A 12,793-nucleotide genomic window follows, 5' to 3' on the forward strand; every position below is an offset into this window, starting at 1 on the left:
AATGTAACCTGTGGAATTTTTTATACATTTTTCTTGCATAAGATCTCACCCTGGGTAATATAAAACCCAAGTGACGATTAATGCAGTAAGTCAGCATGAGTATTCAAGTAAAGAGTGTTAATAAATTCTATGGTGATACCCAGGTTCTTCATGATGTTGAATTCACCTGTGGTAAAGGGGAAACCTTGGTATTGCTTGGCCCTAGTGGCGCCGGTAAAAGCTCTTTGCTAAGGGTGCTTAACTTGCTGGAGAACGCGAACAGCGGCCAGCTTCAGGTTGCCAACGAAGCCTATGACTTCGCAAAGACTATCTGCGAAAAAGAGGCATTGAAACTAAGACGAAAAGTCGGCATGGTCTTCCAGCAATACAACCTATGGCCTCACCTCACGGTAATGGAAAACCTGATTGAAGCACCGATTAAAGTTGCCGGCATCTCTAAACAGCAAGCGATTGACGAAGCCATGGCTCTTCTAACTCGTTTGCAATTAGCAGACAAAGCGGATGCTTGGCCACTTCAACTCTCTGGCGGCCAGCAGCAACGTGTTGCCATTGCCCGCGCACTGATGATGAAACCTGAAGTGCTGCTGTTCGACGAACCAACTGCAGCGCTCGACCCCGAGATTACCAACCAGGTTGTCAAAATTATTAATGACCTGAGTGAAACCGGCATTACCCAAGTTGTGGTGACCCACGAAGTGGACTTTGCCAAGAAAATCGCCAGCCACGTGCTGTACCTTGAAAAAGGCCGCATGGTGGAGCACGGCACAAAAGAGGCTTTCACAACCCCGGCCACCCCGGAATTTGCCGAATACCTCACGCACTAAATTAGTTACCTATTCAAACTTAGGTATACACACCATTTTTCAGCATCATGCCTATCGTGATGCTGCAGTTAACGACGCACGGAGTATCGCGATGAAAAAGATTGTATTGGCAACATTGATTGGTTTGGCTTCAGCGAATGCAGCCGCTCAGGAAGAAATTAAGTTTGCAATGGAAGCAACTTACGCCCCATTCGAATACGTTGATGAGAATAACGAAATTCAGGGCTTTGATGTTGATCTCGCCAATGCTCTTTGTGACGTAATCGAAGCCAAATGTAGTTTCCACAACCAGCCATTTGATAGCCTGATCCCTGCGTTGAAATTCCGTCGTTACGATGCAGCTATCTCGGGTATTGATATTACTGAACAGCGCCAGCAAGTGGTTAACTTTACCGACGCATACTACGACAACTCAGCCGCTTTCGTTGCCCTGGATGGCAAAGTAGCTGATCAAGCCGCGCTTAAAGGCAAGCGTGTTGGTGTTCAGAACGGTTCAACCCACCAGAGCTACCTAACCGAGCAACTTGACGGTGTGACCGCTGTACCTTACGCGAGCTACCAGGACGCCTTCATCGATATGCAAAATGGCCGTATTGACTCGGTATTCGGTGACACTGCCGTGGTTGCAGAATGGTTCAAAAAGAATGACAACCTGGTTTATGTTGGTGAGCAAGTGACCAATGCCAAATACTTCGGTAACGGTTTTGGTATCGCCATCAACAAAAGCAACCAAGAGCTACTGGATAAGCTAAACACTGCACTAAAAACAGTTAAGGCAAACGGCCAGTACGACGAGATCTTCAACAAGTACTTCGGTGAGTAATTTATGGCGTTATCAGGTTATGCTCTGACGCTACTTGAGGCTAGCTGGGTCACCATCCAGCTAAGCCTGGCCAGCGTCTCTGTAGGATTGGTCTTGGCAGTTCTATTTGCCAGTGGTGAGATGTCGCGCTTTCGTGCCCTTGCTTGGCCGACAACGGCGTTGGTCACCGTGCTTCGGGGCTTACCTGAAATATTGGTTGTACTGTTTATTTTCTTCGGCTCTACGCAAGTACTGTTCTTGCTGACCGGAGATTTCATCGAGGTCAGCCCGTTTCTGTCTGGGGTAATTGCCCTGTCTCTTATCTTTGCCGCTTACGCCTCACAAACCCTGCGTGGCGCCCTCAAAGCCGTTCCTAATGGCCAGCGGGAGGCGGCAAGTGCATTGGGGATCAGCAAGTCGCGGGCATTCTTTAAGATTGTTCTACCACAAGCTGTTCGCCACGCCCTACCCGGCCTGACGAACCAATGGCTGGTGCTGCTGAAAGATACCGCTTTGGTCTCCTTGATTGGGGTAACCGATTTGCTCAAGCAGGCTCAGTTAACTGCTGCTGCCACCCATGAAAGCTTTACCTGGTATGCCTGTGCGGCGGCCGTGTATTTGGTCATTACTTTGATCACCCAACGGGTCGTCAAGCAGCTGGACAAAAAATACAGCCTCCAGGATGGGCAAACAGTATCGAAAAAATCATCAGTCAAAAAGTCAGCCAAAACTAACGCATTGGAAGGAGCTAGCGCATGAATGAGCAGCACGTTTGGCAACTTCTCGATGGCTTAGTCGTTAGCCTTGAACTGACCGCGGTATCCTTGTTAGTTGGCTGTACCTTAGCGTTATTGATGACATTTACGCTGATACTCAAAACATCGGGTCTGCACTGGTTAAGCCGCGGCATCATTACCTTGTTTACCGGTACACCGCTGCTGGTACAGATTTTTTTGATTTACTACGGCCCGGGGCAATTTGAGTGGGTACGGGAAAGTATTTTCTGGCAATGGCTGAGCCAACCTTGGTTTTGTGCCATGCTTGCCCTGGCACTTAATACCGCGGCATACAGCACCCAGTTGTTCAAGGGCGCATTCAATGCCATCCCTTCGGGCCAATGGCATGCGTGCAAAGCCTTGGGGATGAATACCAAAGCCACCTTGAGTGTATTGCTACCGTATGCGATTCGCCGAGCGATCCCGGCCTATTCCAACGAAGTGATTTTGGTTTTCAAAGGCACCTCGCTAGCCAGTACCATCACCATTATGGATATCATGGGTTACGCACAGCGGATCAACGCCCAAACCTACGATACGTTAATGGTCTTCAGTGTCGCGGGTGCTTTCTACCTAACAGTTAATGGCATGCTTACCCTGGTTTTCCGTCAGGTTGAGAAAAAAGCCCTCGCTTTCGAGATGGCGAGATAAGATCTGAAACGTCAAATCTTCATTTATTAAAAGCTGGTTCATACCAGCTTTTTTATTTTTCAAACTTATTCCTCTAATTTATTCCTCAAGATCGGAATCTGTAATAATTCATTTCAAATCAAATCCGCACTGAAACAGTTTTAATATTTATTTAAACGCCATAAATATGACTCTTGGATATATACAGGTTAACCATTCAGTTTACATGGTTAATATTTCTATAGATCTGGATCACACTTTCATCCGATCAACTTATCGGCAAATCAATGAAAAGCGCGCTTTCTTCATGTCATCTAGATCAAAAACGCAACCAAGCCGAAACCAATTTAACAAGATAAAAACACAAAACACTATTAACAACTTTTCACAACTACCCACAAATAGTTATATAAAATCGCATCCCATTCATCTTTCCGTTACAGATCAAAAAAGAATTAATAAGGCAAAACCAATAGCTTTTGCCCGATTGAATCACTATAAAAATATACCTTAAGATCCCCTTAAAACATTTGTTAACACTTTTCCTTTTAGCTCAATTAACAAAGTAGAACGGGTAGAACTATGAATAATGGAATCAGCACAGCTGCTAAGGATGAAAAGCAGCGTGAGTGGCGTGCTTTCTTTTTCATCACAATTTTTCTCTTTCCCATCCTCAGTGTTGCTGCCGTCGGTGGCTACGGCTTTTTCGTTTGGATGATGCAGGTCTTCTTCTTGGGGCCTCCAGGCCATATGGGATAACGCCGGCATAACAACAATCAAATAACCACACATTGAGAACACAACATGAAAGCATTTCTAATTAAAGCTTGGCAGACTTTCTCTCGGCCAAGTGTCCATATCAGCCTCGGGGTATTAACCCTTGGTGGCTTTATCGCAGGGGTTATTTTCTGGGGTGGTTTCAATACCGCGCTGGAGGTGACCAATACCGAAGAATTCTGTATTGGCTGCCACACCATGGAGAATAACGTATACCAAGAGCTGCAAGAAACCGTGCACTGGAAAAATACGTCCGGTGTTCGTGCAACCTGCCCTGACTGTCACGTTCCGCACAATTGGACTGACAAGATCGCCCGTAAAATGCAAGCCAGCAAAGAAGTGTTCGCCCAAGTATTCGGTGATTTAGACACCAAAGAAAAATTCGAAGAACGCCGCGTTGCCCTAGCCCAGCACGAATGGGATCGATTCTCTGCCAACAAGTCGTTGGAATGTAAAAACTGCCACAACTACGACAGCATGGATTTCGACAACATGCGCCCAACAGCTCGCATCCAAATGAAGCAAGCGGCAGAGCGTGATCAAAGCTGTGTTGATTGCCACAAGGGTATTGCCCACAACTTGCCGAAAAATATGGACAGCTCTGGCGGCATGATTGGTGAGCTTGAGCAGCTAGCTTCAAGCACCAAGTTCGAAACAGGCCAAGAATATGTCAGCGTTCGTCACCTACCGCTTTACGAAGAAAAAGAGCTAACCACAGAAGCCGGTCTGCTAAACCCAGCCTCTTCCGTCAAAGTCATCGACCAAACCGCCGATGCCATCGAAGTTGAAGTATCGGGCTGGCGCAAAGACAAAGGCTTTGGCCGTGTTATCCAGGAAGATTTCGGTATGAACATCGCCGTGGCTTCCCTGCTGAAAGAATCTGCAACCAACGATCAGGTTGTCGAGAAGTTCGAGCGCAAAGAAGATGACCTAACCGGCCTGCCTTGGCAGCGCGTGACTGCCAAAGTTTGGATGAAAAAAGAAGCACTGATGGCCGACGTCCAGCCTATCTGGGAAAAAGCCAAACAGTCCTACAACACCAACTGTTCTGTGTGTCACACCCAACCGGATGAAGCACACTTTGATGCCAACACTTGGCCAGGCATGTTCAACGGCATGATGGCATTCGTTAACTTCGATACCGACAGTAAAGCCTTGGTGCTGAAGTACCTACAGAAACACTCATCTGACTTTGCAGATGGCCACCACTAAGCGATTGATGGAGTAATTGACTATGTCTGTAAGCAGAAGACGTTTCCTACAAGGTATGGTAGCAACCAGCGCCGCATCAGTGATTGGCCCAAGCCTGCTAGGGTCAAACAAAGCGATGGCCGCTGAAACTGTAGGCACCTGGAAAGTATCAGGCTCTCACTGGGGCGCATTCCGCGCCCATATCTACGGCGGCAAACTACAAGAAATCAAACCGCTGGAGCTGGATAAGCACCCTACCGAGATGCTTAACGGCATCAAGGGGATTCTTTACAGCCCATCGCGTGTGCGCTACCCGATGGTTCGCCTCGACTGGCTGAAAAAACACAAATACAGTGCCGAGACCCGTGGTAACAACCGTTTTGTCCGCGTTACCTGGGATGAAGCGATTGACTTATTCTACCGCGAACTGGAACGCATCCAGAAAGACTACGGTCCATGGGCGCTACACGCAGGTCAAACCGGTTGGCGTCAAACCGGCCAGTTCCACAGCTGTGGTAACCACATGCAGCGCGTTGTTGGCATGCACGGTAACTACATCAAGAAAGTCGGTGACTACTCAACCGGTGCAGGCCAAACCATTTTGCCATACGTACTGGGTTCTACCGAAGTGTATGCTCAGGGTACCTCTTGGTCTGAAATTCTTGAATACAGTGACAACATTGTTCTTTGGGCTAATGACCCGGTGAAAAACCTGCAGGTTGGCTGGAACTGTGAAACTCACGAGTCCTTCGCATACCTCGAAAAGCTGAAAGAGAAAGTCGCCAACGGCGAAATCAATGTGCTTTCCGTTGACCCGGTGAAGAACAAAACTCAGCGTTACCTGAACAACGATCATATGTACATCAACCCACAAACCGATGTGGCGTTTATGTTGGGTGTCGCGCATACCCTGTACACCGAAGAGCTTTACGACAAAGACTTCATCAAGATGTACTGTTTGGGCTTTGATGACTTCATCCAGTATGTAATGGGTGAAACCAAAGACAAGATCGAGAAAAACCCAGAATGGGCAGCAGAGATCTGTGGCGTGTCCGCCGATAAGATCCGCGAATTTGCCCGCATGCTGGTTAACGGCCGCACCCAGATGCTATTTGGTTGGTGTATCCAGCGCCAGGAGCACGGCGAGCAGCCATACTGGATGGGGGCTGTTATCGCTGCGATGGTCGGTCAAATCGGCCTGCCGGGCGGTGGTATCTCTTACGGCCACCACTACAGTTCAATCGGTGTACCTTCAACAGGATTTGCAGCTCCGGGCGGCTTCCCGCGTAACCCAGACGAAGGCCAAAAGCCTAAGTGGGATAACAAAGACTTCAACGGCTATAGCAGCACCATTCCGGTCGCGCGCTGGATTGACTGTCTGCTAGAGCCCGGCAAGCAAATCCGCTACAACGGATCTAAAGTGACCCTGCCTGATTACAAAATGATGGTGATCAGTGGCTGTAACCCTTGGCACCACCACCAGGATCGCAACAAGATGAAGAAAGCCTTCAAGGCACTTCAAACCGTTGTCACCATTGATTTTGCATGGACAGCAAGCTGCCGCTTCTCGGATATCGTGCTACCGGCATGTACCCAGTGGGAACGTAACGATATCGATGTTTACGGCTCTTACAGTGGCCGTGGCCTGATTGCGATGCAAAAGCTGGTTGATCCACTATTCCAGTCAAAAACAGACTTCGAAATCATGACAGAAGTGGCCCGCCGTTTCGGTCGCCACAAAGAATACACCCGTGGTATGGACGAGATGGAATGGGTTCGCCAGCTTTACAGCGAATGCCGTGATGCCAATAAGGCCAAATTCGATATGCCAGAATTCGATGAGTTCTGGGAAAAGGGCTATTTCGATGCCGGTACAGGTAAACCTTGGGTTCGCCATGCCGACTTCCGTGAAGATCCAGAGATCAACCCGCTTGGCACGCCATCAGGCTTTATCGAAATCACCAGCCGCAAGATTGACCGCTTTGGCTACGAACACTGTCAGGGCCACCCGATGTGGTTCGAGAAGAGTGAACGCTCGCACGGTGGCCCAGGCTCAGACAGGCACCCGTACTGGCTGCAGTCTTGTCACCCAGACAAACGCCTGCACTCGCAGATGTGTGAGTCGGAAGATTTCCGTGCCACCTATGCAGTACAAGGCCGCGAGCCAATCTACATCAATCCGAAAGATGCTGCTGCCAAGGGCATCCAGAACGGTGACTTGGTCCGTGTTTACAACGACCGTGGCCAATTGCTAGCAGGCGCAGTACTGACTGACAGCTACGCACCGGGTGTAGTTCGTATCGAAGAAGGTGCTTGGTATGGCCCTCTAAGCGAGAAAGAAGGCGCGATGGATACCTATGGCGATCCAAATACCCTGACTCAGGATATTCCGTCTTCAGAACTGGCTCAGGCAACCAGTGCCAACACCTGTCTGGTTGAGTTCGAGAAGTTCACAGGTACCGTTCCGCCAGTGACGTCATTCGGCGGACCGATTGAAGTGAGTTAATTCTCACTGGCAGTAAAATAAACTAAGGGGAGTTGCCTATGGCGACTCCCCTTTCTATGCGCAAAGCATTTCAATAGCCACTTTTGGTAACGCTTACACCATCCCTAAGTGTTGATTTTATTAGTTATGTGCTTTAACTCTGATTCTTATTACTGCTTTGTTATTGCACCTGTTACACAGTCGGTGTTTAATATGCGTCAAGTATGATTTGAGCTAGGATGTGTAGCCATGGCTACGATTAAGGATGTGGCCAAACTGGCCGGTGTTTCCGTTGCGACGGTATCACGAGTGATCAACAAATCCCCTAAAGCCAGTAAAGCGTCTATTTCGTCTGTCACGCAGGCGATGAAAGAGCTTGGCTACCGCCCCAACGCCAATGCAAGAGCGCTGGTCAGCCAATCCACCAATACCATAGGCGTGGTAGTCGGTGATGTCTCTGATCCCTTCTTTGGCTCTATGCTGAAAGCCATCGATCAGATCGCGCGGCAAAACGGCAAACAAATTCTTATCGGCAATGGCTATCACAACGCTGTTACCGAAAAAGAAGCCATAGAGCTATTGATTAACAGCCGCTGTGAATCGCTCATCATCCACAGCAAAGGGTTGAGTAATCAAGAGCTGATTGATTTTGCCAATGAAGTGCCGGGCATGGTGGTGATCAACCGCTACATACCCGAAATTGCCCATCGCTGCATTGCACTCGATAACCACAAGGGCGCCTACCTAGCAACCGAATACCTGATCAAAAATGGCCACCAGCATATCGGCTATGTTTGTTCTAACCATGATATCGAAGATACCGAGCAACGCTGTGCAGGTTACCTCGATGCACTACGTGCTTATAACCTACCAACCGATGATAACTACATCGAATACAGCTCACCCGATGAAGCCGGTGGCGAGCATGCGATGACTAACCTGCTATCCAAAAATCTCCCGATCACAGCAATAGCCGCTTACAACGACAACATGGCTGCAGGTTGCTTATCTGTGTTGGAAGAAAATGGTATTACTCCACCGCAAGATATCTCTCTGATCGGTTTCGATGATGGTATCATCGCCAAGTATTTGAGCCCGAAACTGACTACGGTGCGCTACCCAATCAACATCATGGCAGAGCAAGCAGCAAACCTATCGCTTTCTCTCGCCAAAGGTGATGAGAACAAGACATGTACCCGAATGTTTGTCCCAACCCTAGTACGTCGCTTGTCCGTCGCTCAAAAATAATAAGCAATAAGAGGAATGTATGCTTAATCTCGAAAAACAGTTGGCTTTTATCAATGAATTGGATCGCCTGAAAGCGGTATACCGCAAAACCATGGTCAAGCCTGATAACAACCGCCAGGAAAACAGCGCCGAGCACAGCTGGCACATTGCGCTTATGGCACAAGTCTTAAAAGACTACATTGAAGAGCCAGTCGATGTGAATCGTGCGGTTATGATGCTGCTGATCCATGACATTGTTGAAATCGATGCCGGAGACACTTTTGCTTTTGCCGAGCAACATGAGCTCGATGGCCAGGAAGAGAAAGAAATCGAAGCGGCCAACCGTTTGTTCGGTCTATTACCACAAGCACAGTTTACAGAAATGAAAGCATTGTGGCTGGAGTTTGAGCAAGCGCAAACTGCTGATGCTCGCTTTGCTAAGGCAATGGATCGCATCTTGCCGCTTATCCAGAACATGTCCAACGAGGGTGGCAGCTGGGTTAAACACACAGTAACCAAACAGCAGGTCCTTAAGCGTAATGAATACCTGGAAAAAGTAACACCAAAGCTATGGCAATATGCTTGCGAGCAGATTGACCTTGCAGTGAAGAATGGCTGGCTTGTCGACAACTAATATCGGCATAATAAAGACTTGATCACAAAGGCCGTGGAGATTTGAGCAATCTTCACGGCCTTTTGTTTATACCCATGTAACTTGAGTAAATTAAGTCACTGACACAGTGTTTACAGGCATGACTTATGAGAAATTCCTTTTCTCTACATTCCATACTGTTGTGCGTTTACTTATCTTTGTGAATCAGCGCCATTTTGTAAGCAAGGTTACCTTCTTGATCCATTGCCCTGAACTTCACACTGCCTGAGCGGTTGGATGCAACAGTCACAAAAGCCCGACCATGTTCATCGGTGGTGAAAGTACCAGAACCTGGAACATTGGTTGTAATTTGCACATTGCTAGCAGGTGATCCGTTTTCGCTGACTTTGACCCATGCTCCCTCGTTTTGCGGAGTCACTCTAAGCTTTAAATCGGCCATCACTGGTGCACTTAGTAACACAGTTGCTGCGATCATAGTACCTGTAAGCTTAAGCATACCTTTTCTCCTTGAAATATTTGTTTGGGTTCGGAGTTAAATTTAGCTAGAGCATCAAGATAAAGAAACATTAAGAATTAAACATGTCGTTCGAATTATTCGAACATGATTTTTTGCCCTGACATTAGTTTACGATTACGCACGAACTGTTTACCATTGGCATAAATATCTGGATTTTCTTTACTATCAGAGTAATACATCATTAAACTACGCATTCAGACAATAATTATTTCTCAACAACTTTATTTCTCTACCCTGCATGTTTAAGCTATAGAGCATAAGACATAACAAAGTTATCTAAGTCGTTCAATTTCTCAAAACTGATACAATTTAATGGTAAAATTAAGTAAATATCCGTCAATCAAACGATATTTTATTGCTATATCGTAAAGATAATTTACACCTATTTTTATCCATAATCGGCCAGTTAGATCGCAATTAAAAGTCATAGCTTAAATTAACCGTGCTGTATATCTCATCATGGCTCTGATCGGAGGCAACTGTCGAATTGTAGAGATACACAAAATCTATGACGTCAACGAAATACCTACGTGCCTATTTGCGATCGGCTGGATGGTTTACACCATCATTAGTCACCACATCACCTAAATCAAAAGGATTGACGCCTTCTAGGCACCCTACGTTATAGCCATATTCTTCCGGGTTTGAACGTCTCTGGTGGTGGGTATATATGCCACATTCAGAGCAAAAATAGTGTTTGGCAGTATGGCTATTAAATTGGTAGAGCTTGAGGACATCTTGCCCTTTAATGATTCGAATACCATCAAGTTTTACTGAACCCACGATCGCCCCTTTACGGCGGCATATCGAACAGTCGCAGCGGCGGGGATTCTCTACCCCATTGGGTAAACTCAATTCTAATTCAACAGCGCCGCAATGACAGGTTGCTTTATGCTTGGCTTGGATTTCCGTTTCACCGACTTTTCTGATCATTTTTTATTCCTTGTGTTGTATTGCTTGTGTTACATCCCTTGTAATATGTCGCTCTAGTCGATCACTAAACTACCATCGTCATTGAACTCCCAGCAGTCACCATAGGCAACTTCCCAAAGATACCCGTCGGGATCAGAGAAATAACCACTGTACCCGCCCCAAAACACATCCTGAGCCGGTTTCTCGATTTTCCCGCCCGCCTTTGCAGCTAAAGTTAATACCTTATCGACCTCTTGTTTTGAGCGAGTATTGTGGGCAAGGGTAATGCCGGAAAACCCAGCTTTAACGGCTTTGAAGTCAGGTGATACATCCTCGGCCAAGGCATCCAATGGATACAGCGCCAAGCATACCCCACCGGTTTTAAAGAAAATAATGCCATCTTCCGGTGTTTTGGAAGATGGAAAGCCAAGTTCGCTGTAAAACTCAAAAGAGGCTTTAAGGTCTTGAACGCCTAGCGTAATAATGCTGATCCGCGGTTCCATGATATTTCCTTTTATACATAACCCACATCATCTTAGCGCCTTCTTCAATACAGATCACTGCAAATAAGAAAGGCCACATGGTGGCCTTTTCTCTAATTAACAATAGGATCGTTTATTGTTGGGCTTCCGCTTCTTTCAGTTCCGGCTCTGCACTATAGAACTCGCCACGCTGAATTTTGGCCCGCACTTTCGCGTGTTCTTCTTCGGTGAAGGTGTAGCGCGACATAATGAAGATACGGATCACAGCACCGAGAGCTGGCAATAGTGAGACACAGAAGAATAAACCTGACAACGCCGAGGCGGATTGCTCTGCATTAGGGACATAACCAATCATAGTCAGGATGATACCTGTCAAGCCACCCGCTACCGCGACAGACAACTTGCCGGTAAAGGTTTGCCCAGAGAAGGTGATCGCCGCACAACGCTTGCCGGTACGGTAGTAAGAATACTCGACGGTATCTGCAATCATTGCCGAAATCAGCGGGTTCGTCATCATGAAGATAGCCGTGATCACTGACAGCCAGACCATCACCATGGTCGGATTTGCATAGCCCGTCAGGTAGAAGCCGACACGCGCCACCACTTCCATAGCACACAGCACGATAAAGATATCACGCTTACGGAAGCGCTTTGTCAGCATAGGGGTTGCCAAGCAGGCAATCGCACTGACCAGAGTAATCGTACCGATGACCGATACCAGCGACGCGTCACCCATGTTGTAGGTAAAGAAGAAAATATACATGCCATTGACGATGTTAAAAAACACATTCATGAAAAAGGCGGCAAGAATAAAAAACAACGGCTTGTTCTGGCGTACCGCGTGAAATGTCTCTTTTAGGGTCACCTTACCGTCTGAGGCGGTTTCGATACGCTCGCGGGTATTGAAGAAACCGTTGAGCATGAAGGCCAGCCCAATCAGCATGAGGATAATCACCGCCGGAAGGTAGCCCTGATCCGCCCTGCCATCGGCAAACATTGCAGACAGCTTGGGGAACAAAATCATCGTGGCGCCGATACCAGCATTCACCCCGAGCATGGCGCAAGTCGCGGCTTTTGCCCGCTCCTGAGGCTCATCGGTCATCACTGAAGACATCGACCAGAATGGTACGTCAGAAATAGTGTATAGCGTCCCCCACAAAATGTACGTCACACCGGCATAGAACACCTTAGTCGACATATCTGCATCGATATTGTAAAAAGAGGCAATGGTCACCAACACAATCAAGAAGGGGGTGAACAGCATATAGGGGCGAAACTTGCCAAAACGGGAGTTTAGCGTATCCATGAAGCCCGCGATGAGCGGGTCATTAACCGCATCCCAGACCCTGGCAATGAGGAAAATCATACTCGCCGCTATCGGCGAAATGCCCAAGATATCGGTATAGAAAAACAAGATGAAGGAACCAACTAGACCAAAGCTAAAACATTGGCCTACCCCATATCCAAAATAGGACATGAGCTCTTTGGGTTGCAGTTTATTTTGTAGGGTAGTCATCTTCACGTCTCACACTGTGCTTATCATTGTAATCAGGTGCA

13 protein-coding genes are annotated in these 12,793 nt (G+C 47.3%); 9 read left to right on the top strand and 4 right to left on the bottom strand.

From position 1 onward, the window contains the following. Nucleotides 1-95: 95 nt before the first annotated feature. The 9 genes from artP (at nt 96) to R2X38_RS08930 (ending at nt 9,346) form a co-directional block, all read left to right on the top strand. Nucleotides 96-824, top strand: a complete 729-nt coding sequence (artP, locus tag R2X38_RS08890; RefSeq protein WP_317521882.1) for an arginine ABC transporter ATP-binding protein ArtP — start codon at nt 96-98, stop codon at nt 822-824. 91 nt (nt 825-915) lie between these two features. After that, nucleotides 916-1,647 carry a lysine/arginine/ornithine ABC transporter substrate-binding protein gene (locus tag R2X38_RS08895; RefSeq protein ID WP_317521883.1) on the top strand — a complete coding sequence of 244 codons (732 nt, stop codon included), beginning with the start codon at nt 916-918 and terminating at the stop codon, nt 1,645-1,647. Between the two features lie 3 nt (nt 1,648-1,650). After that, entirely contained in the window at nt 1,651-2,385 is a 735-nt protein-coding gene (gene artQ, locus R2X38_RS08900) for an arginine ABC transporter permease ArtQ (protein ID WP_317521884.1), read from the top strand. Further along, nucleotides 2,382-3,053, top strand: coding sequence for an arginine ABC transporter permease ArtM (gene artM, locus R2X38_RS08905; RefSeq protein WP_317521885.1), 672 nt, complete (start codon nt 2,382-2,384; stop codon nt 3,051-3,053). The genes artQ and artM overlap by 4 nt, the downstream gene beginning before the upstream one ends. A gap of 561 nt (nt 3,054-3,614) precedes the next feature. Next, the gene (torE, locus tag R2X38_RS08910; protein ID WP_317521886.1) at nt 3,615-3,791 is read left to right on the top strand and encodes a trimethylamine N-oxide reductase system protein TorE; all 177 of its coding nucleotides are present in this window, start codon (nt 3,615-3,617) and stop codon (nt 3,789-3,791) included. Between the two features lie 45 nt (nt 3,792-3,836). After that, nucleotides 3,837-5,021, top strand: coding sequence for a pentaheme c-type cytochrome TorC (gene torC, locus R2X38_RS08915; protein ID WP_317521887.1), 1,185 nt, complete (start codon nt 3,837-3,839; stop codon nt 5,019-5,021). Nucleotides 5,022-5,043: 22 nt separating this feature from the next. Next, nucleotides 5,044-7,506 carry a trimethylamine-N-oxide reductase TorA gene (torA, locus tag R2X38_RS08920; RefSeq protein WP_317521888.1) on the top strand — a complete coding sequence of 821 codons (2,463 nt, stop codon included), beginning with the start codon at nt 5,044-5,046 and terminating at the stop codon, nt 7,504-7,506. A gap of 228 nt (nt 7,507-7,734) precedes the next feature. Next, nucleotides 7,735-8,733: a substrate-binding domain-containing protein gene (locus tag R2X38_RS08925; RefSeq protein WP_317521889.1), complete on the top strand. Its 999-nt coding sequence runs from the start codon at nt 7,735-7,737 to the stop codon at nt 8,731-8,733. Between the two features lie 19 nt (nt 8,734-8,752). After that, nucleotides 8,753-9,346 carry an HD domain-containing protein gene (locus R2X38_RS08930; protein WP_317521890.1) on the top strand — a complete coding sequence of 198 codons (594 nt, stop codon included), beginning with the start codon at nt 8,753-8,755 and terminating at the stop codon, nt 9,344-9,346. Between the two features lie 166 nt (nt 9,347-9,512). Here the strand turns inward: R2X38_RS08930 and R2X38_RS08935 are convergent, their stop codons facing one another. The 4 genes from R2X38_RS08935 to R2X38_RS08950 all read right to left on the bottom strand — a co-directional run bounded on the left by R2X38_RS08935 (nt 9,513) and on the right by R2X38_RS08950 (nt 12,752). After that, on the bottom strand, nt 9,513-9,821 hold the full coding sequence (locus R2X38_RS08935) for a hypothetical protein (protein ID WP_317521891.1): 309 nt from the start codon (nt 9,819-9,821) through the stop codon (nt 9,513-9,515). A 555-nt stretch (nt 9,822-10,376) separates the two neighbouring features. Next, a complete protein-coding gene (locus R2X38_RS08940) occupies nt 10,377-10,775 on the bottom strand; it encodes a GFA family protein (RefSeq protein WP_317521892.1) in 399 nt (132 codons plus the stop codon). A 53-nt stretch (nt 10,776-10,828) separates the two neighbouring features. Then, entirely contained in the window at nt 10,829-11,257 is a 429-nt protein-coding gene (locus R2X38_RS08945; protein WP_317521893.1) for a VOC family protein, read from the bottom strand. Between the two features lie 112 nt (nt 11,258-11,369). Further along, a complete protein-coding gene (locus R2X38_RS08950) occupies nt 11,370-12,752 on the bottom strand; it encodes an MFS transporter (RefSeq protein ID WP_317521894.1) in 1,383 nt (460 codons plus the stop codon). Nucleotides 12,753-12,793 lie beyond the last annotated feature (41 nt).

It is taken from the genome of Photobacterium rosenbergii (assembly GCF_033022775.1).
Classification (GTDB): Bacteria; Pseudomonadota; Gammaproteobacteria; order Enterobacterales; family Vibrionaceae; genus Photobacterium; species Photobacterium rosenbergii_A.